Source organism: Klebsiella sp. JN_Kp126, from assembly GCF_033843325.1.
In the GTDB taxonomy this organism is placed as follows: Bacteria; Pseudomonadota; Gammaproteobacteria; order Enterobacterales; family Enterobacteriaceae; genus Klebsiella; species Klebsiella michiganensis.
Window position 1 is genome coordinate 87,691 of sequence record NZ_JAWXQV010000049.1, and the last position, 24,762, is coordinate 112,452.

The 24,762-nt window shown below is 52.0% G+C and carries 24 protein-coding genes; 15 read left to right on the forward strand and 9 right to left on the reverse strand.

The features are described 5' to 3' along the window. Positions 1–130: 130 nt before the first annotated feature. Entirely contained in the window at positions 131–538 is a 408-nt protein-coding gene (hns, locus tag SIK97_RS08470; RefSeq protein WP_004121719.1) for a histone-like nucleoid-structuring protein H-NS, read from the reverse strand. Between the two features lie 556 nt (positions 539–1,094). Between hns and tdk the strand changes: the two genes are divergently transcribed. Continuing rightward, positions 1,095–1,712 (forward strand): thymidine kinase, encoded by a 618-nt coding sequence (gene tdk / locus SIK97_RS08475; RefSeq protein ID WP_014229739.1) that lies wholly within the window; start codon positions 1,095–1,097, stop codon positions 1,710–1,712. A 178-nt stretch (positions 1,713–1,890) separates the two neighbouring features. Here tdk and adhE read toward each other — a convergent pair whose 3' ends face one another. Next, positions 1,891–4,566, reverse strand: coding sequence for a bifunctional acetaldehyde-CoA/alcohol dehydrogenase (gene adhE, locus SIK97_RS08480; protein WP_004132197.1), 2,676 nt, complete (start codon positions 4,564–4,566; stop codon positions 1,891–1,893). Between the two features lie 480 nt (positions 4,567–5,046). Here adhE and SIK97_RS08485 point away from each other — a divergent pair, with 480 nt between their 5' ends. From SIK97_RS08485 to SIK97_RS08515, 7 genes are all read left to right on the forward strand, one after another. Continuing rightward, positions 5,047–5,694, forward strand: a complete 648-nt coding sequence (locus tag SIK97_RS08485; RefSeq protein WP_004851832.1) for a YchE family NAAT transporter — start codon at positions 5,047–5,049, stop codon at positions 5,692–5,694. 745 nt (positions 5,695–6,439) lie between these two features. Beyond that, positions 6,440–8,071, forward strand: coding sequence for an oligopeptide ABC transporter substrate-binding protein OppA (gene oppA / locus SIK97_RS08490; protein ID WP_025108232.1), 1,632 nt, complete (start codon positions 6,440–6,442; stop codon positions 8,069–8,071). An 88-nt stretch (positions 8,072–8,159) separates the two neighbouring features. Beyond that, a complete protein-coding gene (gene oppB / locus SIK97_RS08495) occupies positions 8,160–9,080 on the forward strand; it encodes an oligopeptide ABC transporter permease OppB (protein ID WP_004851825.1) in 921 nt (306 codons plus the stop codon). Positions 9,081–9,094: 14 nt separating this feature from the next. Continuing rightward, entirely contained in the window at positions 9,095–10,003 is a 909-nt protein-coding gene (gene oppC, locus SIK97_RS08500; protein WP_004121697.1) for an oligopeptide ABC transporter permease OppC, read from the forward strand. 11 nt (positions 10,004–10,014) lie between these two features. After that, positions 10,015–11,028, forward strand: a complete 1,014-nt coding sequence (locus tag SIK97_RS08505) for an ABC transporter ATP-binding protein (protein WP_004851823.1) — start codon at positions 10,015–10,017, stop codon at positions 11,026–11,028. Beyond that, the gene (gene oppF, locus SIK97_RS08510) at positions 11,025–12,029 is read left to right on the forward strand and encodes a murein tripeptide/oligopeptide ABC transporter ATP-binding protein OppF (protein ID WP_004851821.1); all 1,005 of its coding nucleotides are present in this window, start codon (positions 11,025–11,027) and stop codon (positions 12,027–12,029) included. Before SIK97_RS08505 ends, oppF begins: the two co-directional genes overlap by 4 nt. 45 nt (positions 12,030–12,074) lie before the next feature. Beyond that, positions 12,075–12,911, forward strand: a complete 837-nt coding sequence (locus tag SIK97_RS08515; protein ID WP_029946974.1) for an ion transporter — start codon at positions 12,075–12,077, stop codon at positions 12,909–12,911. Positions 12,912–12,984: 73 nt separating this feature from the next. Here the strand turns inward: SIK97_RS08515 and SIK97_RS08520 are convergent, their stop codons facing one another. Then, positions 12,985–13,314, reverse strand: a complete 330-nt coding sequence (locus tag SIK97_RS08520; RefSeq protein ID WP_004103097.1) for an HI1450 family dsDNA-mimic protein — start codon at positions 13,312–13,314, stop codon at positions 12,985–12,987. Between the two features lie 34 nt (positions 13,315–13,348). Then, a complete protein-coding gene (gene cls, locus SIK97_RS08525) occupies positions 13,349–14,809 on the reverse strand; it encodes a cardiolipin synthase (protein WP_009653730.1) in 1,461 nt (486 codons plus the stop codon). A 143-nt stretch (positions 14,810–14,952) separates the two neighbouring features. Between cls and SIK97_RS08530 the strand changes: the two genes are divergently transcribed. Both SIK97_RS08530 and SIK97_RS08535 read left to right on the forward strand, forming a co-directional pair. Further along, positions 14,953–15,126 (forward strand): YciY family protein, encoded by a 174-nt coding sequence (locus tag SIK97_RS08530; protein WP_004851815.1) that lies wholly within the window; start codon positions 14,953–14,955, stop codon positions 15,124–15,126. Between the two features lie 282 nt (positions 15,127–15,408). Then, positions 15,409–16,509, forward strand: a complete 1,101-nt coding sequence (locus SIK97_RS08535; RefSeq protein ID WP_057174057.1) for an NADH:flavin oxidoreductase/NADH oxidase — start codon at positions 15,409–15,411, stop codon at positions 16,507–16,509. A 211-nt stretch (positions 16,510–16,720) separates the two neighbouring features. On the opposite strand, the gene SIK97_RS08540 is transcribed toward SIK97_RS08535, so the two are convergent. Then, complete coding sequence (locus SIK97_RS08540; RefSeq protein ID WP_004103089.1) at positions 16,721–17,017, reverse strand: YciI family protein; 297 nt, start codon at positions 17,015–17,017, stop codon at positions 16,721–16,723. 211 nt (positions 17,018–17,228) lie between these two features. Here SIK97_RS08540 and tonB point away from each other — a divergent pair, with 211 nt between their 5' ends. Further along, positions 17,229–17,966, forward strand: a complete 738-nt coding sequence (gene tonB / locus SIK97_RS08545) for a TonB system transport protein TonB (RefSeq protein ID WP_032749907.1) — start codon at positions 17,229–17,231, stop codon at positions 17,964–17,966. A gap of 19 nt (positions 17,967–17,985) precedes the next feature. Here tonB and SIK97_RS08550 read toward each other — a convergent pair whose 3' ends face one another. From SIK97_RS08550 to pfkB, 3 genes are all read right to left on the reverse strand, one after another. Further along, positions 17,986–18,858: a fructosamine kinase family protein gene (locus tag SIK97_RS08550; protein WP_057174056.1), complete on the reverse strand. Its 873-nt coding sequence runs from the start codon at positions 18,856–18,858 to the stop codon at positions 17,986–17,988. Positions 18,859–18,964: 106 nt separating this feature from the next. Further along, entirely contained in the window at positions 18,965–19,249 is a 285-nt protein-coding gene (gene ghoS / locus SIK97_RS08555; RefSeq protein WP_009653733.1) for a type V toxin-antitoxin system endoribonuclease antitoxin GhoS, read from the reverse strand. Positions 19,250–19,343: 94 nt separating this feature from the next. Beyond that, on the reverse strand, positions 19,344–20,273 hold the full coding sequence (gene pfkB / locus SIK97_RS08560; RefSeq protein WP_032694070.1) for a 6-phosphofructokinase II: 930 nt from the start codon (positions 20,271–20,273) through the stop codon (positions 19,344–19,346). Positions 20,274–20,562: 289 nt separating this feature from the next. Between pfkB and SIK97_RS08565 the strand changes: the two genes are divergently transcribed. Continuing rightward, positions 20,563–21,321 carry a YdiY family protein gene (locus tag SIK97_RS08565; protein ID WP_004851801.1) on the forward strand — a complete coding sequence of 253 codons (759 nt, stop codon included), beginning with the start codon at positions 20,563–20,565 and terminating at the stop codon, positions 21,319–21,321. A 270-nt stretch (positions 21,322–21,591) separates the two neighbouring features. After that, positions 21,592–21,825, forward strand: a complete 234-nt coding sequence (locus tag SIK97_RS08570; protein ID WP_004851800.1) for a hypothetical protein — start codon at positions 21,592–21,594, stop codon at positions 21,823–21,825. A 20-nt stretch (positions 21,826–21,845) separates the two neighbouring features. Here SIK97_RS08570 and SIK97_RS08575 read toward each other — a convergent pair whose 3' ends face one another. After that, positions 21,846–22,058: a hypothetical protein gene (locus SIK97_RS08575; protein WP_071881738.1), complete on the reverse strand. Its 213-nt coding sequence runs from the start codon at positions 22,056–22,058 to the stop codon at positions 21,846–21,848. Between the two features lie 216 nt (positions 22,059–22,274). Here SIK97_RS08575 and thrS point away from each other — a divergent pair, with 216 nt between their 5' ends. Further along, complete coding sequence (gene thrS / locus SIK97_RS08580; protein WP_004102966.1) at positions 22,275–24,203, forward strand: threonine--tRNA ligase; 1,929 nt, start codon at positions 22,275–22,277, stop codon at positions 24,201–24,203. 3 nt (positions 24,204–24,206) lie between these two features. Continuing rightward, complete coding sequence (gene infC / locus SIK97_RS08585) at positions 24,207–24,749, forward strand: translation initiation factor IF-3 (RefSeq protein WP_052746887.1); 543 nt, start codon at positions 24,207–24,209, stop codon at positions 24,747–24,749. The last annotated feature ends 13 nt before the right edge of the window (positions 24,750–24,762 follow it).

Below are 24,762 nucleotides of genomic sequence, written 5' to 3' on the forward strand. Positions count from 1 at the left end.
TCGCGGCAGAATGCGAAACCGGGAGCGAGATTCGTTTCCCGGTTTTTTTATGCCCGCCCGGAACCGGTCCCGAATAACGGATAAAAAAAATCCCGCCGCAGCGGGATTTTTAAACGAACAGGATGGCTTATTACAGCAGGAAATCGTCCAGGGATTTACCTTGCTCATCCATCGCTTTCTTGATCACTGCCGGAGTACGACCCTGACCAGTCCAGGTTTTAGTTTCGCCATTTTCGTCAACGTAGCTGTATTTAGCCGGACGTGCAGCGCGCTTGGTTTTAGTTCCCGCTTTAACTGCCGCCATGGTGCTCAGCAGTTCATTAGGATCAATACCGTCAGCGATCAGCATTTCACGGTATTGCTGCAGTTTACGAGTGCGTTCTTCAATTTCCGCAGCCGCAGCGCTTTCTTCTTCACGACGTTCGTTAACGACAACTTCTAATTTTTCCAGCATTTCTTCGAGCGTTTCAAGGGTGCATTCTCTTGCCTGCGCACGAAGAGTACGGATGTTGTTCAAAATTTTAAGTGCTTCGCTCATTGTAGTAATCTCAAACTTATATTGTGGGGTGGTTTGTTGGACTAATAATAGAGCGATAAATTCAGATGTGCAATAGGGGAGAATGTAAGGAAGTCAAAATAACTTGTTATTTGTCTCGGGAATTAATTCATTTAACTTAAATTTTATGTGCGGGTTCACATCTTTTTCGCTTATAGGATGATGGAGAGGATAAGCTAAAACCCTGAGATAGTATGCTTTTTCCGATGCGCAGTGGGAAAAATTATACTTTGCATGGATAAATATCATTGTGGGTATTAGCGCAGCAGCGACGATGATGTTTAATATAAAACACTTGTCCAGCGCGGTTATAGCTATCCGAAAATGGCTGATAAGCACAAAAGGGCAATAGTGACGTCTGCGTGGCCGCCTGGGTCGTACGAATAGCAGGCATTACCATTCAATTAACAGGCTTAATCTTTCAGGTCTCCGCCGAGTGAACGTTCCCGGCAATACCCACACGGCGAGGGCTGATAGCGTGTGAATATATGATACAATTTTACTGCTAAAAAACACATTGATTGGGGTTACGCGGCCGATGGCACAACTTTATTTCTACTATTCAGCAATGAACGCAGGCAAGTCCACCGCTCTGTTGCAGTCATCATACAATTACCAGGAGCGAGGGATGCGCACGGTGGTTTATACGGCAGAGATTGATGACCGCTTTGGTTCCGGGAAAGTGAGTTCGAGGATCGGTCTCTCATCGCCGGCGCGGTTGTATAATACCCAAACTGCGTTATTTGCCGACATTGCAGACGAACATAAGCGTCAACCCATCCACTGCGTATTAGTTGATGAGAGCCAGTTCTTAACCCGGGAGCAGGTGCGCGAGCTGTCCGAGGTGGTGGACCAGCTCGATATTCCCGTATTGTGCTATGGATTGCGGACAGATTTTCGCGGCGAACTTTTTACGGGCAGTCAATATTTGCTCGCGTGGTCCGATAAGCTGGTTGAATTAAAAACTATCTGTTTCTGCGGCCGTAAGGCGAGTATGGTTTTGCGCCTCGATCAGGAAGGTAGGCCGTACAATGAGGGGGAACAGGTGGTGATTGGCGGCAATGAGCGCTATGTATCCGTATGCCGTAAACATTATAAAGAGGCGCTGAGCGAAGGCTCTCTGACCGCGGTGCAGAACAAACAGCGCAGCTGCTAATACCCACCCTTTAAATCGTCTCAGGCGCTTTTACAGCGCCTTTTTTCATTTACTAAGCCTTTGGCACATGATTATACGTTTCGGCTGTCTGAGGCGTTTTGTCGGCTGCTGAACGACAGAGACAAAAAAGCCCCATCAAAAGATGGGGCTCAGCGTTACTGACTTTACGGCTGTGGAATTAAGCGGATTTTTTCGCTTTCTTCTCAGCTTTAGCCGGCGCGGCTTCTTTTTTCTCTTCCACGCCGCCTTCAACGTAATTACGTCCGTAGAAGGTATCCAGCAGAATCTGCTTCAGCTCGGCGATCAGCGGGTAGCGCGGGTTAGCGCCGGTGCACTGGTCGTCAAATGCGTCTTCAGACAGCTTGTCAACATGGGCCAGGAAGTCGGCTTCCTGCACGCCAGCTTCGCGGATAGACTTAGGAATACCCAGCTCAGCTTTGATTTCGTCCAACCAGCCAAGCAGTTTTTCGATTTTCGCTGCGGTGCGGTCACCCGGTGCAGTCAGACCCAGATGGTCCGCGATTTCAGCGTAGCGACGACGTGCCTGCGGGCGGTCGTACTGGCTGAATGCTGTCTGTTTAGTCGGGTTGTCGTTCGCGTTATAGCGAATAACGTTGCTGATCAGCAGGGCGTTCGCCAGACCGTGAGGAATGTGGAACTGAGAGCCCAGCTTGTGCGCCATTGAGTGACATACCCCGAGGAAGGCGTTCGCAAACGCGATACCGGCGATGGTCGCAGCACTGTGCACACGCTCACGCGCTACCGGGTTCTTAGAACCTTCGTGGTAGGACGCTGGCAGGTTTTCTTTCAGCAGTTTCAGAGCCTGCAGCGCCTGGCCGTCAGAGAACTCGGAAGCCAGTACGGAAACGTAAGCTTCCAGGGCATGAGTCACCGCATCCAGACCACCGAAAGCACACAGTGACTTCGGCATTTCCATGACCAGGTTGGCATCAACAATCGCCATATCCGGAGTCAGGGCATAGTCTGCCAGCGGGTATTTCTGACCGGTTGCGTCATCGGTAACAACGGCGAACGGCGTAACTTCAGAACCGGTACCGGAAGTCGTGGTGATGGCGACCATCTTGGCTTTCACGCCCATTTTCGGGAACTTGTAGATACGTTTACGGATATCCATAAAGCGCAGCGCCAGTTCTTCGAAGTGGGTTTCCGGGTGCTCGTACATAACCCACATGATTTTCGCCGCATCCATCGGGGAACCGCCGCCCAGCGCGATAATCACGTCTGGTTTGAACGAGTTCGCCAGCTCAGCGCCTTTACGGACGATGGTCAGCGTCGGGTCAGCTTCTACTTCAAAGAATACTTCAGTTTCAACGCCAGCCGCTTTCAGCACAGAGGTGATCTGGTCAGCATAGCCGTTATTGAACAGGAAGCGGTCGGTCACGATCAGCGCGCGTTTGTGACCATCAGTAATCACTTCATCCAGCGCGATTGGCAGTGAGCCACGACGGAAGTAGATAGATTTCGGAAGTTTGTGCCACAACATGTTTTCAGCTCGCTTAGCAACGGTTTTCTTGTTGATCAGGTGCTTAGGACCAACGTTTTCAGAGATGGAGTTACCACCCCATGAACCACAACCCAGAGTCAGGGAAGGTGCGAGTTTGAAGTTATACAGGTCACCGATACCACCCTGAGAAGCAGGGGTGTTGATCAGGATACGTGCGGTTTTCATCAGCTGACCGAAGTAAGCAACGCGTTCTGGCTGGTTGTCCTGGTCGGTATACAGGCAAGAGGTATGACCGATACCGCCCATTGCCACCAGTTTTTCAGCTTTATCAACCGCGTCTTCGAAGTTCTTCGCACGGTACATTGCCAGCGTCGGAGACAGTTTTTCGTGGGCAAACGGTTCGCTTTCATCAACGTCGGTGACTTCACCAATCAGAATTTTGGTGGAAACAGGGACGGTGAAGCCAGCCAGTTCAGCGATTTTATACGCCGGTTGACCTACGATCGCGGCGTTCAGGGCGCCGTTTTTCAGGATGATATTCTGAACAGCCTTCAGCTCCTGGCCCTGCAGCAGATAGCCGCCGTGGCTGGAGAAACGTTCGCGAACGGCATCGTATACGGAATCCACAACCACAACGGATTGCTCAGAAGCACAGATAACGCCGTTATCGAAGGTTTTAGACATCAGGACGGAAGCAACGGCACGCTTGATATCAGCCGTTTCGTCGATAACAACAGGCGTGTTACCTGCGCCTACGCCGATGGCAGGTTTACCGGAGCTGTACGCCGCTTTAACCATGCCCGGACCGCCGGTCGCAAGGATCAGGTTGATATCCGGATGGTGCATCAGCGCATTTGACAGTTCAACGGAAGGCTGGTCAATCCAACCAATCAGATCTTTCGGCGCACCGGCTGCGATAGCTGCCTGCAGTACGATATCAGCCGCTTTGTTGGTCGCATCTTTAGCACGCGGATGCGGAGAGAAGATGATGGCGTTACGGGTCTTCAGGCTAATCAGAGATTTAAAGATAGCGGTTGAAGTTGGGTTAGTGGTCGGGACGATACCGCAGATAATACCAATCGGCTCAGCGATGGTGATGGTACCGAAGGTGTCATCTTCAGACAGGACACCGCAGGTCTTTTCATCTTTATAGGCGTTATAAATGTATTCGGAAGCAAAGTGGTTTTTGATCACTTTATCTTCGACGATGCCCATGCCGGATTCGGCAACGGCCATCTTGGCGAGAGGGATTCGAGCATCTGCAGCGGCCAGAGCGGCGGCGCGGAAGATTTTGTCTACTTGTTCTTGAGTGAAACTGGCATATTCACGCTGGGCTTTTTTTACGCGCTCGACGAGTGCGTTAAGTTCAGCGACATTAGTAACAGCCATAATGCTCTCCTGATAATGTTAAACTTTTTTAGTGAATCAGTAGCTCGATTCGACAGTATAGACAGTGTGTTAACGGCTTGCATTTAAATGTTAACGTAAAGAATTTTGTGCTTCTGACTTCACCGATTGACTAAAAAAGCTTTTGTTTTTTCTTTCAGGTACCGCTGCTTTGCCTCCTCTTCTGTGTGTAAACAAGGTTACTCACTTCTGAGTACAATTTATGTGATCTAAATCAATAATCAGCCAAGCTGATACCTTTCAGCAGTTCATTTTTTGACCTGTTTGATCAAGTGTAATGATACGGTATGCTAATTAAAGACTTAAATAGCATTGCAGAAACAAATAACTAACATCCGAGCTTAAATTATGCACTTATGCGTCAACAGGGATGAATTATGCTTTCAAACAGCGTATCTTCTCGCGGATATTTTATGCTGGTAACTGTCAACAGCCATTTTTAATGATGCTGCGGAGCACCCTGTGATTCAATCATTGTTTGATTTTTCAGCCTACTTTAAATTTTTCATTGGGCTATTTGCGCTGGTAAACCCGGTTGGCATTATCCCGGTTTTTATCAGTATGACCAGCTACCAGACGGCGGCGGTGCGTAATAAAACCAATCTGACAGCCAACCTGTCGGTCGCCATCATCTTGCTCACGTCGCTGTTTTTAGGCGATGCGATCCTCCAGATCTTCGGTATTTCCATTGACTCCTTTCGTATTGCGGGTGGGATTCTGGTGGTCACCATCGCCATGTCGATGATCAGCGGCAAGCTCGGCGAGGATAAACAGAACAAGCAAGAAAAATCAGAAACGGCCATTCGTGAAAGTATCGGCGTCGTGCCGCTGGCGCTGCCCCTGATGGCGGGACCCGGGGCCATCAGTTCAACCATTGTCTGGGGCACGCGTTACCATAGCATCGCCCATTTTGTGGGATTTTCAGTTGCGATTGCGCTTTTCGCGCTGTGCTGCTGGGGCATTTTCCGTATGGCCCCCTGGCTGGTTCGCCTGCTTGGGCAAACCGGCATTAACGTGATTACCCGTATTATGGGGCTGTTGCTGATGGCTCTCGGCATCGAGTTCATCGTTACCGGAATAAAGGCGCTCTTTCCTGGCCTTGTGAATTAACCTGTGTTGCCGCGCGGAACAACGTGTTCCGCGTTTGCGCATTATCAGCAAAACATATCAAAAAAAGTGATTTATCGACCTGCAATACTATTTTCTAATGTTTTGATATTGTTATTTATTATCAATAAGTTATCCATTTCATTTGCCACGAGTGCGGCCTTTTACCCACATTAATCACTGTTATTTTCCTCACACCATTCTCTGGTGCTTGCCGTCTGATAATCGAAATGATATTAGTAATTTCACTCATGAAGCAGATGAATGTGCTAAATAATAAGCGATTGTTAATTTTTCGTACAAAAAAGCATCTATTCGGCGATGCAGGGCACATAGTGCGAGACATTTATACTAATTGATTGATAAATAGAATATTAATCATTTCTGGCATGCGCGAGGGGTGATAAATCTTCGCCGCCAGAAGGCCACAAAAGAGAATCCGGTAACATATTTGCAAATTGCATTGGCGGACAATAAAGCGTTTTGGTACTTTCCGGCGTGATCTTTAGCGGAATATGTACGCAAATGAGAATTTTTATTATATAGCCCATCGGGACTACATCGCCCCCGGACAGGGGGGCAAGAATCGACGTCAAGACTGCCGTTTGAGCGGTCGTAATAAATAAGTCGGTGATAGCAAGCAGTACTCTCTGACAGCAGCATAAACTCCTGCACTGTTCAGAATCCAGAAAAGAGAAAACAGGCTGGTTAAATAGCCAGTAATTATAATGATTGGAGTAACAAACACATGACCATCATCACGAAAAAAAGCCTGGTTGCCGCAGGAGTCCTCTCTGCGTTAATGACCATCAACGCCGCCGTTGCGGCAGATGTACCGGCAGGGGTACAGCTGGCGGACAAACAAACGCTGGTACGTAACAATGGCTCCGAAGTGCAGTCTCTCGATCCGCACAAAATTGAAGGCGTGCCGGAGTCCAATATTAACCGCGATTTGTTTGAAGGGCTGCTGGTGAGCGACCTGGACGGCCATCCGGTCGCGGGCGTTGCGGAAAAATGGGACAACAAAGATTTTAAAGTCTGGACCTTCCATCTGCGTAAAGATGCAAAGTGGTCCGACGGCACGCCGGTCACGGCACAAGATTTCGTTTATAGCTGGCAGCGTCTGGCGGATCCGAAAACCGCGTCTCCTTATGCAAGCTATCTGCAGTATGGCCATTTAGCCAACGTTGATGACATTATCGCCGGGAAAAAACCCGCGACCGATCTGGGCGTAAAAGCGCTGGACGATCATACCTTTGAAGTGACCCTCAGCGAGCCGGTGCCGTATTTCTACAAACTGCTCGTTCACCCATCCGTTTCACCCGTACCTAAATCCGCTATTGAGAAATTTGGTGACAAATGGACCCAGCCGGCCAATATCGTCAGCAATGGTGCGTATAAATTAAAAGATTGGGTTGTTAACGAACGCATTGTTCTGGAGCGTAATACCAACTACTGGGATAACGCCAAAACCGTGATTAATCAGGTCACCTTCCTGCCGATTTCTTCTGAAGTCACCGACGTCAACCGCTACCGCAGCGGCGAAATCGATATGACCTATAACAACATGCCGATCGAACTGTTCCAGAAACTGAAAAAAGAGATCCCGAAAGAAGTTCACGTCGATCCGTATCTGTGCACTTATTATTACGAAATCAATAACCAGAAAGCGCCGTTTACCGACGTTCGCGTGCGTACTGCGCTGAAGATGGCGCTGGATCGCGACATTATTGTCAATAAAGTGAAGAATCAGGGCGACCTGCCAGCCTACAGCTATACGCCGCCGTACACCGATGGCATGAAGCTGATTGAGCCTGAATGGTTCAAGTGGTCGCAGGAAAAACGTAATGAAGAAGCGAAAAAATTGCTGACCGAAGCTGGCTATAGCGCTGATAAGCCGCTGACTTTCAATCTGCTCTATAACACGTCCGATCTGCACAAAAAACTGGCTATCGCGGTGGCGTCTATCTGGAAGAAAAACCTCGGCGTAAACGTGAAGCTGGAAAATCAGGAATGGAAAACCTTCCTCGATAATCGCCATCAGGGCACCTTTGATGTTGCGCGCGCCGGCTGGTGTGCGGACTACAACGAACCGACCTCCTTCCTTAATACGATGCTGAGCGACAGCTCAAACAATACCTCGCATTATAAGAGCCCGGCTTTCGACAAGATTATCGCTGAAACGCTGAAAACCAGCGATGACGCGAAACGCGCGGACCTTTACGCGCAATCTGAGCAGCAGCTGGATAAAGACTCCGTCATCGTACCGGTCTTCTATTACGTCAACGCCCGTTTGGTTAAACCGTGGGTCGGTGGCTATACCGGCAAAGATCCGCTGGATAATACGTATACAAGAAATATGTACATTGTGAAGCACTAATGGCAATACGTGGGGCAGGCGTTACCGCTTGCCTCACGGTGTCTTATTTCATCGCACTATTGAAGGCACACGCCAGAAGGTACGGGCAATGTTAAAATTTATCTTACGTCGCTGTCTGGAAGCGATTCCGACGCTATTTATTCTTATTACTATCTCTTTCTTCATGATGCGTCTTGCGCCGGGAAGCCCCTTTACCGGTGAACGTACGCTGCCGCCAGAAGTCATGGCGAATATTGAAGCAAAATACCATTTAAATGACCCCATCATGACCCAGTACTTCAATTATCTGAAGCAGCTGGCGCACGGTGATTTCGGTCCTTCCTTTAAATATAAAGATTACTCGGTCAACGATCTGGTGGCGTCCAGCTTCCCGGTGTCCGCTAAATTAGGCTTCGCCGCATTTTTTCTCGCGGTGGTGCTTGGCGTGAGTGCCGGGGTGATTGCGGCATTGAAGCAAAATACGAAATGGGACTTTGCCGTCATGGGGGTGGCAATGACCGGGGTTGTGATACCGAGTTTCGTGGTCGCGCCCTTACTGGTCATGATATTTGCCATTACGCTGCACTGGCTGCCGGGCGGCGGATGGAACGGCGGGGCGCTGCAATATATGATTTTGCCTATGGTGGCCCTCTCCCTGGCCTATATCGCCAGTATCGCGCGTATTACCCGCGGCTCGATGATCGAAGTGCTGCACTCTAACTTCATTCGCACCGCCCGGGCAAAAGGCTTACCGATGCGCCGCATTATTCTGCGTCACGCGTTAAAGCCCGCGCTGCTGCCGGTGCTCTCCTATATGGGGCCCGCGTTTGTCGGCATTATTACCGGCTCGATGGTCATTGAAACCATTTATGGCCTGCCGGGAATTGGTCAACTGTTCGTCAACGGCGCGCTGAACCGCGACTACTCGCTGGTACTCAGTCTGACCATTCTGGTTGGCGCATTGACCATCCTGTTTAATGCGATTGTTGACGTGCTGTATGCCGTTATCGATCCGAAGATCCGTTACTAACGCTGGGGTTCGCCATGATGTTAAGTAAGAAAAACAACGAGGCGCTGGAAAACTTCAGTGAAAAGCTGGAAGTCGAGGGGCGCAGCCTCTGGCAGGACGCCCGCCGCCGCTTTATGCATAACCGTGCCGCGGTTGCCAGCCTGATTGTGCTGGTGATCATTGCGCTCTTTGTCACTATCGCACCGATGGTATCGCAGTTTTCCTATTACGATACCGACTGGGGCATGATGTCCAGCGCCCCCGATATGGAGTCCGGACACTACTTTGGGACCGACTCTTCGGGTCGCGACCTGCTGGTGCGGGTGGCGATCGGCGGACGTATCTCGCTGATGGTCGGCGTGGCTGCAGCGCTGGTGGCGGTGATTCTGGGGACGCTTTACGGGTCGCTTTCCGGCTATCTGGGCGGCAAGGTGGATTCAGTGATGATGCGCCTGCTGGAAATCCTCAACTCCTTTCCGTTTATGTTCTTCGTCATCCTGCTGGTGACCTTCTTTGGCCAGAATATCCTGCTGATTTTCGTTGCCATTGGGATGGTCTCCTGGCTGGATATGGCGCGTATCGTTCGCGGTCAGACCCTAAGCCTGAAGCGAAAAGAGTTTATTGAAGCCGCGCAGGTCGGCGGCGTTTCAACCGGCAATATCGTTATCCGCCATATCGTGCCTAACGTGCTTGGCGTGGTCGTGGTGTACGCCTCCCTGCTGGTCCCGAGCATGATTCTGTTTGAATCCTTCTTAAGCTTCCTCGGCCTGGGTACCCAGGAGCCGTTAAGTAGCTGGGGCGCGCTGCTCAGCGATGGCGCGAACTCAATGGAAGTGTCGCCGTGGCTGCTGCTGTTTCCTGCCGGTTTTCTGGTGGTAACGCTGTTTTGTTTTAACTTTATCGGCGATGGCCTGCGTGATGCCCTCGACCCGAAAGACCGCTAAGGAGCGCCGACATGAGTACGATGGAAACGGCGAAAGCGCCGCAGGCAGCACAACAATCCGGATTGCTTCTGGATGTGAAAGATCTCCGCGTCACCTTTGCGACTCCCGATGGTGATGTGACTGCGGTCAACGATCTCAATTTTAATCTACGGGCGGGGGAAACCTTAGGCATCGTAGGCGAGTCCGGTTCCGGTAAGTCGCAAACCGCTTTTGCGCTGATGGGCCTGCTGGCCGCCAACGGCCGTATCGGGGGGTCAGCGACCTTTAACGGGAAGCAGATCCTTAACCTCCCGGAGCGCGAGCTGAATAAGCTGCGCGCCGAGCAGATCTCAATGATTTTTCAGGACCCGATGACGTCGCTTAATCCGTATATGCGGGTAGGCGAACAGCTGATGGAAGTCCTGATGCTGCATAAAGCGCTGAGCAAAGCCGAAGCCTTTGAAGAGTCGGTGAAAATGCTGGATGCGGTCAAAATGCCCGAGGCGCGCAAACGGATGAAAATGTATCCGCACGAGTTTTCCGGCGGGATGCGCCAGCGCGTCATGATTGCGATGGCGCTGCTGTGCCGGCCTAAGCTGCTGATTGCCGATGAGCCGACAACGGCGCTGGACGTAACCGTGCAGGCGCAAATAATGACATTGCTTAATGAGCTCAAGCGCGAGTTCAATACGGCGATCATTATGATTACCCACGATCTCGGCGTCGTCGCCGGGATCTGCGATAAGGTGCTGGTGATGTACGCCGGACGCACGATGGAATATGGTCAGGCGCGCGACGTCTTCTACCATCCCTCTCATCCTTATTCTATTGGCCTGCTCAATGCGGTCCCGCGCCTGGACGCAGAAGGCGACGCCCTGTTAACGATTCCGGGCAACCCGCCGAATCTGCTGCGTCTGCCGAAAGGCTGTCCATTCCAGCCGCGTTGCCCGCACGCGATGGAGATTTGCAACAGCGCTCCGCCTCTGGAGGAGTTTGCGCCGGGCCGCCTGCGCGCCTGCTTTCAACCGGTGGGGGATTTGCTATGAACGCCGTAACGGAACAAAGAAAAGTCCTGCTCGAAATCGCCGATCTGAAAGTACACTTTGATATTAAAGACGGCAAACAGTGGTTCTGGCAGCCGTCGAAAACGCTGAAAGCGGTAGATGGCGTAACGCTGCGTCTGTATGAAGGGGAAACGCTGGGCGTGGTCGGGGAGTCCGGATGCGGAAAATCGACCTTCGCGCGCGCCATCATCGGTCTGGTGAAGGCCACCGACGGTAAAGTCGCCTGGTTAGGTAGAGATTTGCTGGGGATGAAGGCCGACGAGTGGCGCGACGTACGCAGCGATATTCAGATGATCTTTCAGGATCCGCTGGCGTCGCTAAACCCGCGCATGACTATCGGGGAAATCATCGCCGAGCCGCTGCGCACCTATCATCCCAAAATGCCGCGTCAGGAAGTTCGCGATCGCGTTAAGGCGATGATGATGAAAGTGGGGCTGCTGCCGAACCTGATTAACCGCTATCCGCATGAATTCTCCGGCGGCCAATGCCAGCGTATCGGTATCGCCCGCGCGCTAATTCTTGAACCGAAGCTCATTATCTGCGATGAGCCGGTGTCAGCGCTGGACGTGTCGATTCAGGCGCAGGTAGTGAATCTGCTGCAGCAGCTGCAGCGGGAAATGGGACTGTCGCTGATTTTTATCGCCCACGATCTGGCGGTCGTGAAGCATATCTCCGATCGCGTGCTGGTGATGTATCTTGGCCATGCCGTGGAGCTCGGCACCTATGATGAGGTGTATCATAATCCGCTGCATCCCTATACCAAAGCGCTGATGTCGGCGGTGCCGGTTCCGGACCCTGATAAGGAAAAGAATAAAACGATCCAGCTTCTGGAGGGGGAATTGCCATCGCCGATTAACCCGCCGTCGGGATGCGTATTCCGCACCAGATGCCCGATTGCCGGGCCGGAGTGCGCTAAGACGCGACCGGTGCTGGAGGGCAGTTTCCGCCATGCGGTTTCCTGCCTGAAGGTGGACCCGTTATAATCTCAGGGGCTGACGTTAGTCAGCCCTTTTTTTAGCGAGGTTAACGTGGCTTTTCATATTCATGCCGCTCGTCTGCGGCTGTATCATTTACTCTTCGATCAAAACCGACGATCCGGTCGGCATTTCGAGGGACTTTGCGGCGTATTTGCCCTGCTTAGCGTGCTGGTGATATTTATCGAGTCCGGGCTCGGAACGCAATATCATCTGACCTTAGACGAATGGCATATTTTCGTCTGGCTCGAACTTGTCGTGACGGCGGTTTTTACCTTTGAGTATTTTCTGCGCATTATCAGCTGGCCGAATCCGCTAAAGTATATTTTCAGCTTCTGGGGCATTATTGACCTGGCCACCATTTTACCGCTTTACGTTATGTGGCTATGGCCCGAGATCAGTATTGAGTACGTGTTTGCCTGGCGGGCCATGCGCGCTATTCGCGCGTTGCGTATCCTTAAGCTGCTGCGCTTTATGCCGTCGTTGAATATTTTCTGGGCTGCTATCGTCAGCGCTCGCCACCAGCTGATCCTGTTCTATTCTTTTATTGCCATCGTCATGGTGATCTTTGGCTCCCTGATGTATCTGGTTGAGGGGCCGCGATACGGTTTCACTACGCTGAACGCGTCGGTTTACTGGGCGATAGTGACGATAACCACGGTAGGGTATGGCGATATTACGCCGCATACGCCGCTGGGGCGAATTTTGGCCTCCATTCTTATCTTGATTGGCTACTCGATTATTGCGATCCCCACCGGCTTAATTACCAGCCATATGACCACCGCATTTCAGAATCGCCGGACTCAGCGCCAGTGTCCGCATTGTCAGCATAACGTTCATGAAAAAGACGCTCGCTACTGCAACGCTTGCGGCAGCGAACTGCCTGAATAACTAAAAAAGCCTGCCCTGGTTAACTCAGGCAGGCTTCTTCTTTTATATATAAGCTATTTGCTTAAGAAAGAGCTTATTCGCGCCACAGGATATGACAGAGCTTGTGGTCTTTTTCACGGCACAGCAGCACGCGCGCAAAAATATCGTTAATTTCGCCGCCATCTTCATCGGCCAGACCAATGACCACTTCAGCAAAGAAGTCAGGGTTGAGGTCAAAATCGACGTGCTCTTCCCAGTCAGGCGCCGGATCGAAGAGCTCGGCGCCGCCGCGTTCTTCAAACTGCAGGTTGAACAGAATGACATCCGCCGGATCGAGGTTGTCGACGGCCAGTTCGAGGAAAATGTCGTAAGCCTGTTCAAGCGTTTCGTCTTCGGTCAGGCGATTGTTTAAATCCATATCCATGATTGCTACCCATTAAACATCTGATTGGCACGTTTTACAGCAACGGACTGAAGAAGTAAAACAGTCGCTCGGCGATCCGCTGCCACAGCGGACGTTTTAACCACAGCCTGGCGTCCAGCAGGCGCGAGCGGGAGATGTAATCGTCCTGCACCGCGGCCAGATCGCTGCCAAATCCGGCATCGTCAATCACCAGCGTAATCTCGAAGTTGAGCCACAGGCTGCGCATATCGAGGTTAACGGTGCCCACAAGGCTAAGTTCGCCGTCAACCAGCACGCTCTTAGTATGCAGCAGACCGCCTTCAAACTGGTAAATCTTTACCCCGGCAGCCAGCAGCTCGGTAAAGAAGGCGCGGCTGGCCCAGCCCACCAGCAGAGAATCGTTCTTGCGCGGCAGGATGATGCTGACATCGACGCCGCGCTGGGCGGCGGTACAGATGGCATGCAAAAGGTCGTCGCTGGGCACAAAGTAGGGGGTCGTCATGATCAAATGCTCTTTGGCCGCGTAGGCGGCCGTGAGCAGAGCCTGATGGATCAAATCTTCCGGAAAGCCCGGGCCCGAGGCGATAGTGTGAATCGTGTGCCCGCTGGCCTCTTCGAACGGCATAATGTTCGCGTCCGGCGGCGGAGGCAAAATACGTTTGCCGGTTTCAATCTCCCAGTCGCAGGAGTAGACAATGCCCATCGCTGTCGCTACCGGACCTTCCATTCGCGCCATCAGATCGATCCACTGGCCAACGCCGGAGTCCTGCTTAAAGAAACGCGGGTCGACCAGATTCATACTGCCGGTATAGGCAATATAGTTATCGATCATGACCATTTTACGATGCTGACGCAGGTCCATACGGCGCAGAAAGACGCGCATCAGGTTGACCTTCAGGGCTTCGACGACTTCAATGCCGGCATTACGCATCATGGCGGCCCAGGGACTACGGAAAAACGCCACGCTCCCGGCGGAGTCGAGCATCAGCCGGCAGTGTACGCCGCGCCTTGCCGCCGCCATCAATGATTCGGCGACCTGATCGGCCATGCCGCCGGGCTGCCAGATATAGAACACCATCTCAATATTGTGACGAGCGAGCTGGATATCGCGGATGAGCGCCTGCATGACGTCATCGGATTCGGTGAGCAACTGGAGCTGATTGCCTTTGACGCCGCCAATGCCCTGCCGACGTTCGCAGAGCTTGAACAAGGATTCCGCGACCGGACTATTCTCCTCGGCAAAGATATGCTTGCAGGCTTTGAGGTCCTTTAACCACTTGGCCGTTGAGGGCCACATGGCCCGCGCGCGTTCGGCGCGGCGTTTACCCAGATGCAGTTCGCCAAAAGAGAGATAGGCGATAATGCCCACCAGGGGAAGAATATAAATGACAAGCAGCCATGCCATCGCTGACGGGACCGCGCGCCTTTTCATTAATATCCGTAATGTTACACCGGCGATAAGTAGCCAGTAACCGAGTATAACCAGCCAGTTCACCACCGTGTAAAAGGTTGTCATAGATGAAAAATCCTTTTGAATGACTTGATGACATGAGTTTACGCATCATCATCCATCTGGCAAATAAAAACGCAGCGAAATCGTTGGTTAGCCAGATTCATCGGTCTATAATGCAGGCTGTTTTTACTTGTAGAGTAGTTGCAATGAAGCGTAGTAGAACGGAAGTAGGGCGCTGGCGCATGCTTCGGCAGGTGAGTCGCCGTAAAGCACGCTGGCTGGAAGGCCAGTCGCGTCGTAATATGCGCATCCTCTCCATCAGAAAGGAGCTGGTTAAACGGCAACGTCACTCTCTGCTGTTCACTTTCTCTGAATGTTGAGAGTCGAAACAAAAGGCACCGCTCGCGGTGCCTCTGTTTTATCCGCGTTTCGTTCTTAGCATATATTCTTAGACTGTCATCTCTCTTTCTTCTGCCGGCGAAACCCGGTTTCTCACAGGCTCCTGCGTTATTGTTTGCATCAGCAGCGGCGGGCAGGAAGTCGCATCGCGCCATACCTCATAAGACTGGCCCAACGCGTATAAACGCAAAAAACGGGAAGTGCCATGCATCAGCACATGCTACTTATAATGTCCTTAAGGCTTCTATTATTGAGAGGTATCTATGAGTCAACTTTTTAGTCCGGTGCGAATCGGTAAGCTGGAACTTGAGAACCGTATTGTCATTGCGCCAATGTGCCAGTACTCCGCCGACAATGGCAAGGCGACGGCATGGCATCGTATTCATCTCGGACAGCTGGCCTTTTCCGGCGCGGGCTTACTGATTATCGAAGCCAGCGCTGTAGAGCCCGCCGGACGCATTACCCCGGCTGATCTGGGCTTATGGAATGACGAAACGGAAGCCGCATTACGCACCGTGCTGAACGATATCCGCCAGTACGCTTCAATCCCCATCGGTATCCAGCTGGGCCATGCCGGACGAAAAGCCTCTTCCGCAGCCCCCTGGCTGGGGGGACACCAGCTGGCGCATGATTCTGGCGGATGGGACACGGTTGCGCCATCAGCGCTGGCCTATGGTGAAGGTGAACGACCTCCGGTTGAACTTACTCAGGACCACATGAAACGCATCAAGCAGTCATTCGTAGACAGCGCCAGACGCGCTGAGCGGATGGGTATTGAATTGATTGAACTGCATGCCGCGCATGGTTACCTGTTGCACCAGTTCCTTTCACCGCTCAGTAACCAGCATACCGACGAATACGGCGGCTCGCTGGAGAACCGTTTGCGTTTTCCGCTCGAGATATTCCGGGCCATCCGTGAGGCCGTCAGTCAGGACATCGCGGTGGGCGTCCGACTTTCAGCAACAGACTGGGTGGATGGCGGCTGGGATAACGCACAATCGATTATCTTCAGCCAGCAGCTTGAGGCGCTTGGCTGCGACTATATTCATGTTTCCAGCGGCGGGCTGTCGCCTCATCAGGCAATTCAGGTGGGGCCCGGCTATCAGCTGCCGTTCGCGCGTGAAATCCGCGAGAAGGTGAATATCCCGGTAATCGGTGTGGGTCTGGTGACGGAAGCGCAGCAGGCGGAAGAGGCGCTACAAAATGGCGACGCCGACCTCATCGCCATTGCCCGCGCCGTGCTCTACAATCCGCACTGGCCATGGCATGCCGCGGCAGCGCTGGGCGCTCAGGTGAGCGTTCCGCCGCAGTATCTTCGCTCAGAACCGCATGGTCTTAAGGGAACGCTGAAGTCCAACAGGTAATTAACCATAGAAAGTCGGCGGTGCTGATGCACTGCCGGCAAATGGCTATCATCAGGGCGCGACCTAAAGAGATCGGAATGCAGAACCGGGGAAGTGGAGAGACATAAGGATGGCGACCATTCCGTACTCGCGTACTTAGAAACGTCCTCTAATGAACGATCGCCATAGATTAAATTTTTAACGCGTTCTTATTGCTTAAGCATTTTATAGGCTAAAACACCTTTTTATACGGTTTCACCGAGACTTTCTGATAAACCCCTGCGGCGATATAGGGATCGTCATTGGCCCATGATTGCGCCGCTTCCAGCGATTCAAATTCCGCAATGACCGTTGAGCCGGTGAAGCCCGCCGCGCCGGGTTCATTACTGTCTACGGCAGGCATTGGGCCGGCGGTCAGTAAACGACCTTCATCATGTAATAATTGCAAACGCGCCAGATGGGCGGGACGTACCGATGTCCGTTTTTCCAGAGAGTCGGCGATATCTTCAGCGTAGATAACGTAAAGCACGGCATGGCTCCTTATCAATAAATTGGCGAATCACGTTAAGTGAAACCGTCGTTGACTGCAATGCAAAGATGATCACGATCCCCAGAATGCCACGTCCCGGGGGCTTTTTGTCAGAAAACAGGGCAAATTTTGATACAAGCCAACAACCCTAGTTGAATATGATTGCTATTTGCATTTAAAATCGGGGCATCATTTTTCAACAGAAACGACTATGAGCGCAATGACCTTTGATTTACCTCGCCGCTTTCCGTGGCCTACGCTACTGTCTGTGGTTATCCACGGCAGTGTTATCGCGGGGTTGCTCTATACTTCGGTACATCAGGTTATTGAACGGCCGGCACCCTCACAGCCCATTGAAATCACTATGGTGGCCCCGGCAGATCTGGAACCGCCTCAGGCGGCTCAGCCGGTCGTTGAGCCCGTTGTTGAACCGGAGCCAGAACCGGAACCGGAAGTGATGCCTGAACCGCCAAAAGAGGCGCCGGTTGTTATCCATAAACCAAAGCCAAAACCGAAGCCAAAGCCTAAACCGAAGCCGGAAAAAAAGGTCGAACAACCGAAGCGTGATGTAAAACCGGCGGAAACGCGCCCGGCCTCGCCGTTTGAAAATACAAATACGGCGCCGGCGCGCACCGCGCCGAGCACCTCAACCGCGACCGCTAAACCCACCGTGACGGCGCCTTCCGGGCCGCGGGCGCTAAGCCGCGGAGAGCCGAGCTATCCGGCTCGTGCCCAGGCGCTGCGTATTGAAGGAAACGTGCGGGTTAAGTTTGACGTCACGCCGGACGGGCGCGTGGACAACGTGCAGATCCTCTCCGCCCAGCCTGCCAATATGTTTGAGCGTGAAGTGAAAAACGCTTTACGTAAATGGCGCTATGAACCGGGTAAACCGGGAACCGGCATTACCATGACCATTCAGTTCCGTCTGAAAGGCGTACAAATTAGCTAATCCTCAAAAACAAGGCCCCTTAAGGGGCCTTATCCATGAACACCTCATCAAGCGCTTTCTGCGCCGTCACCAGATGCTGTCCGCCAAACAGAATCGCCCGATTCAGCAGCGTATAGAGCTGGTAGATGGGTTGCCGCTCGATAAAGCCGGACGGCAGCGGCGATACGGACTGATAGCCGTCATAGATTTGCGGCGGCTGTTCCGGATGCAGCGGGAGCATCGCCAAATCGCATTCGCGATCGCCCCAGTAGCAGGCGGGGTCGAAAATATAGGGCCCGTTTGGCCCGAGCGCGCAGTTACCGGACCATAAGTCACCGTGAAGCAGCGACGGCTGCGGCTGATGACTACTCAGCCGTTGCTGAACAATATCAACAAGATGATCGATATCACCAAAATGCAGGCCTTTCTCGGCGGCGAGTTCCAGCTGCCAGCCGATGCGCTGTTCGGCAAAGAAAGTTGACCAGCGACGCTGCCAGGCGTTCGGCTGGGGGGTGGTGGAGAGGTCGTTGTCAAAATCCAGACCAAACTGAGGTTGGTCGCTCCACTGATGTAAATGGGCAATTTGCTGGCCTAACAGGAAAGCGTTGTGCGCATCCAGCGGGCGAGGAGGGAGGTATTCCATCACCAGAAAGCTGTAATCTCGATCGCTGCCCACGGCAAAAACCTGCGGTACGTTCACCGTTTTACTGCGCGACAGTAGTTCAAGCTGGTCTGCCTCGGCCGTGAAGATGGGTAAAAGCTCGCGTTCGTCGCATTTTACGAAGTAATCTCGCCCGCCATAGCGTAAATGCCAGGCAGCGTGTATCTCTCCACCGGGTAGTTCGTTTCGCAGTTCGATTTCAGCTGCTTCGGTATGCAAATCGCGTAACAAATTGGTGATAGCTTGCCACATGCCGTCTCTCCCCATGTTTTCCAACATTTCATAAGGTTAGCGCATAAACCCGGCGTAAAACTCGAACTGACGCACAACTGGACGTTTTCCGTTGCGTCAATCGCACTTATTGAGCTTTTAACCACTCGCTGAATGTGACCACGGTGACATCGACGGGTCTTCCCAGCGCGGTTTCGGCTAAACCTGCGCTTAAGGCGTTGACTTCCTCGGCATTCTGCATAGAAAGCAGGCCGAAGGTGTTGGTGCCGAGCTCGTGGACGTTCCCTTCATCATCGTTTAAGACGAGGGTAAATCCGGCGCGGGTGAGGTGATTACTGAGTTCGTTAATTTCGGTTAACGTCTCTTCGTGAAAACGAACCGTGACGACCCAGGCAATAATTTCGCTACTCATTTTTCACCCCGTTGTTATCCATGGCATTTTTAGCATAGACCATCATGCTGATTTGGCGACTCCCTCTGTCTTCCCAGAGGGAGCGAAGGCGTTATCAACCGCGCAGATAGTTGTAGATTTTTTGCGTATTATCCAGCGAGCAAAGGCGGGTGCCCTGATTGATGGTTGCCGCACTACCCGCCGCAACGCCAAAGCGAACCATATCTTCAAGCGAGGCGTTTTCCGCCAGCCTTAAGGTCATTGCGCCGACCATACTGTCACCGGCGCCGACGGTGCTCTGGCTTTTCATCGGCGGCGGTACTACCTGAACGCTACCCTGGGCATCAACGCCGAGCGCACCCTGGGCGCCGAGGGAGACGACGACGCGCTGGACTTTGCCCGACCGAATGAGCTCCTGCGCCGCAAGACGCACATCATCAGGCTGGCTCAGATCCCGCTGTACCAGCGCGCTAAGCTCTTTCTGGTTCGGCTTAACCAGCTCGATATTGCCGACATCAAGCGCTGCGGCGAGCGCGTCACCGGAACTATCAACAATACAGCGCAATCCATGCTGCTGAGCGTTTTTGACCAGCTGCGTCAGGTTATCGACGCTGATGCCGGGCGGGAGACTTCCGCTAATCACCAGCAGGGAACCCGGGGCGATGGCGAGGACTTTTTCCTCAAGGAGCTGGAGCTCCTCCTTAGTTAACGCTGCGCCCGGCATCACGAAACGATATTGCTCGCCGCTGGCGTTCACATGCACGTGAAGATTCTGCCGCGTCCAGTCATGGGTCTCTACCGTATCGACGGGAACATGTTCATCCGTCAGCAGCGCCGTCAGGTGTTCGCCTGTCGCCCCGCCGACGGGAAAGATGGCTGTGGCGCTGCCGCCAAGAAAAGTGATGGCTCGCGCAACGTTAATTCCGCCGCCGCCGGGTTCAAACACGGGAGCGCTACAGCGCAGTTTGCCTTCCGGGTAAATTTGCGGGGTCTGGGTTGCGCTATCGAGCGAGGGGGCTAACGTGAGCGTATAGATTTTGGTCATCCAGTTTCCTCCATAATACGAATTTAGCTGCTCTGGTTTTAAGCATGGCACTTAAAGGAGGGAAGGGGAAGCGACGCGCCACTTATACAACGCAACCTCTTTTTATCTTTATGAAATAAAAATTGTTTTGAGAAGCGTCTTATACAAAAAATGAAAGAGTAATTGATTGCTAAGTTAATCGTGCTTTTTTATAATTTACTCCCTTTCTTAGGACCGGCTATCCGCGATCCTCGCGAAAGCTCCCGGGACCATCCAGGTCTCCTTATAGGTTGTACGGACTTAAAATTAAATGAAGCTTTTGAAGACAGTACCCGCAGCGGCGTTGCTCGCGGGAGGGCTTTTTGCGTCTGCGTGCGCAATGGCCGATGATTCCGTTTTTACTGTCATGGATGACCCATCTTCTGCTAAAAAACCTTTCGAAGGTACTGTTAACGCCGGTTATCTGGCGCAGTCCGGCAATACGAAAAGTTCCTCAATGACCGCCGACTCCACGTTGACCTGGTATGGCAATACCACCGCATGGTCGCTGTGGGGGAATGCCAGCAATACGTCGTCAAACGATCAGCGCTCTTCGGAAAGGTACGCGGTGGGGGGACGTAGTCGTTACAACCTGACTGACCAGAACTATATATTTGGCCAGGCCAGCTGGCTGACGGATCGTTACAATGGTTATCAGCAGCGGGATGTGTTTACCGCAGGTTATGGTCGACAGATTATGAACGGACCGGTACACAGCCTGCGTTTTGAATTTGGTCCTGGCGTACGCTACGACGAGTATACCGACGGCGATACTGATACTCAGCCGTTGGGCTATGCTTCCGGCACTTACGCCTGGCAGATGACCGATAACGCCAAATTTACGCAAGGTGTTTCGGTATTCGGCGCTGAAGATACGACGCTGAACTCCGAAAGCGCGCTGAACGTTGCCATTAATGCTCACTTTGCCCTCAAGGTCGCCTATAACCTGACGTGGAACTCTGAGCCGCCGTCATCGGCGCCGGAACACACCGATCGCCGTACCACGCTATCGCTCGGTTATAAAATGTAATATTTCAGGCCAGATATTCTGGCCTGATTGTTTTAAATTTGGCAATAAGTGGCATTATTATTTTTGGTCTCTCGTTTTGTTTTTTATAAAAAGAAATCGTCTTCATAATTTCCCCACAATTGCTATTTTGCTGACAAATATGCAGTTAATTTGACACGAAAAGATAAATATTGGGTCGGACAAAAATGTGATCTGGATCTATACTGTTGCACACAGGCGGCGATAACGACGCCGTTCTATTTATCTGAAACAAATAAGAGAATGACTATCATGAGAAATAGCAAAATCGCACTCGCGGCCGTGATGCTGTGCACGCTGTCTTTTGGCGCATTTGCCGCCGCTCCCGCACCGCAGCCGGGTAATAACGAGCATACCCAAGTTGGCATTGCCAAAGCTACCGATGTCGAAGCAGGCTCCAACATAGCGCCGGGCTCACAGTCTACCGGGCAGTCAATGAATGATGCTTTTGATGTTCATAAACTTGTCGCCGGCGAATGGTCCTGATATTTCATTGTACTTGAATATCATCCTTTAATTATTTCGTGAAGCAGCAAACCGGGTAATGCCGTACCGGTTTTGCTTTCCGCACTTTGTGTTAAACATGCATAATTGATGTGAAAGCATAAATATTCTTTATGCGTCATATCGTCCTGCCGCGCTCTTTTGCCGCACGGTTCCGCAGCAATTACGCTGGGTTTGTTGCGCCGCGACCTTTTTTTTCCATCAGCAATAACCATTTAGTCTCATGTGACTTTTATCACGCACTAATGATGTGTAAACTAACCGTCGGTGTTATCAACAGGCGGCTGCAGGTGGGTACGCGTCGGTGAACGAGCGTGCACATATTTTCGCAGAGTGAAGCGGGAACTGGGCCTGAACGTGTTGATAATTATGATTATATTGTTTTGTATGTGCTCTTTCGTGTGGGGCACCACTGCAAATAAGGACATGAAATGCCTGTAATTACGCTTCCTGATGGCAGCCAACGCCATTTTGATCACGCTGTGAGCCCGATGGACGTCGCTCTGGATATTGGCCCCGGTCTGGCGAAAGCCACCATCGCCGGCCGCGTCAACGGCGAACTGGTTGACGCCTGCGACTTAATTGAAAACGACGCGACGCTCTCTATCATCACCGCGAAAGATGAAGATGGACTTGAGATTATTCGTCACTCCTGTGCGCACCTTTTGGGGCACGCGATTAAACAGCTGTGGCCAAATACCAAGATGGCGATCGGCCCGGTTGTCGACAACGGTTTCTACTATGATGTCGATCTGGACCATACCCTGACCCAGGAAGATATCGACGCGCTCGAAAAACGTATGCACGAGCTCGCCGAGAAAAACTACGACGTCATTAAGAAGAAAGTCAGCTGGCACGAAGCGCGTGAAACCTTCGTGAAGCGCGGCGAGAGCTATAAAGTCTCCATTCTTGATGAAAACATTGCGCATGATGACAAACCCGGTTTGTATCATCATGAAGAGTATGTCGACATGTGCCGTGGGCCGCACGTGCCGAATATGCGTTTCTGTCATCATTTCAAACTGATGAAGACCGCTGGCGCCTACTGGCGCGGCGATAGCAACAATAAAATGCTGCAGCGCATCTACGGAACCGCATGGGCAGATAAAAAAGCCTTAAATGCCTATCTGCAGCGTCTGGAAGAAGCCGCTAAGCGCGATCACCGTAAAATCGGTAAGCAGCTCGACCTGTATCATATGCAGGAAGAGGCGCCGGGCATGGTGTTCTGGCATAACGACGGCTGGACTATCTTCCGCGAACTGGAAACTTTTGTGCGTTCTAAGCTGAAAGAGTACCAGTATCAGGAAGTTAAAGGCCCGTTTATGATGGACCGCGTGCTGTGGGAAAAAACCGGCCACTGGGACAACTATAAAGATGCGATGTTCACCACCTCTTCCGAGAACCGTGAATACTGCATCAAGCCGATGAACTGCCCGGGCCACGTGCAGATCTTCAACCAGGGGCTGAAATCCTACCGCGATCTGCCGCTGCGTATGGCTGAATTCGGTAGCTGCCATCGTAATGAGCCGTCAGGCGCGCTGCATGGCCTGATGCGCGTACGTGGCTTTACTCAGGACGACGCCCATATCTTCTGTACTGAAGATCAGGTTCGCGATGAAGTAAACGCCTGTATTCGCATGGTCTACGATATGTACAGCACCTTTGGCTTCGAGAAAATCGTCGTCAAACTGTCGACTCGCCCGGAAAAACGCATCGGTAGCGATGAGACATGGGATCGTGCTGAAGCGGATCTGGCCGTGGCGCTGGAAGAGAACAACATCCCGTTTGAGTATCAGCTGGGTGAAGGCGCGTTCTACGGTCCGAAAATTGAATTTACCCTGTATGACTGCCTCGATCGTGCATGGCAGTGCGGTACTGTACAGCTGGACTTCTCCCTGCCGCAGCGTTTAAGCGCCTCTTATGTGGGTGAAAATAACGAACGACAGGTACCGGTAATGATTCACCGCGCGATTCTTGGTTCGCTGGAGCGCTTTATTGGCATCCTGACCGAAGAGTTTGCGGGCTTCTTCCCGAGCTGGCTGGCGCCGGTGCAGGTTGTGGTCATGAATATTACTGATTCTCAGGCTGAATACGTTAACGAATTGACGCGTAAACTACAAAATGCGGGCATTCGCGTAAAAGCAGACTTGAGAAATGAGAAGATAGGCTTTAAAATCCGCGAGCACACTTTACGTCGTGTCCCTTACATGTTGGTCTGTGGCGACAAAGAGGTAGAAGCCGGCAAAGTTGCCGTGCGTACCCGTCGTGGCAAAGACTTGGGCAGCCTGGACGTAAATGAAGTTATCGAGAAGCTGCAACAAGAGATTCGCAGCCGCAGTCTAAAACAACTGGAGGAATAAGGTATTAAAGGCGGAAAACGAGTTCAAACGGCACGTCCGAATCGTATTAATGGCGAGATTCGCGCCCTGGAAGTTCGCTTAACTGGTCTGGAAGGCGAAGCTTTGGGTATTGTGAGTCTGAGAGAAGCGATCGAAAAAGCTGAAGAAGCTGGAGTAGATTTAGTTGAAATCAGCCCTAACGCCGAACCGCCAGTTTGTCGTATCATGGACTACGGCAAGTTCCTTTATGAAAAGAGCAAGTCTTCTAAGGAACAGAAGAAAAAGCAAAAAGTTATCCAGGTTAAGGAAATTAAGTTCCGTCCTGGCACCGACGATGGCGATTATCAGGTAAAACTCCGCAGCCTGATTCGCTTTCTGGAAGATGGCGATAAGGCCAAGATCACGCTGCGTTTTCGCGGCCGTGAGATGGCCCACCAACAGATCGGTATGGAAGTGCTTACCCGCGTCCGTGACGATCTGAGTGAACTGGCAGTAGTCGAATCCTTCCCAACGAAGATCGAAGGCCGCCAGATGATCATGGTGCTCGCTCCTAAGAAGAAACAGTAAGGCCTTCAAGTAG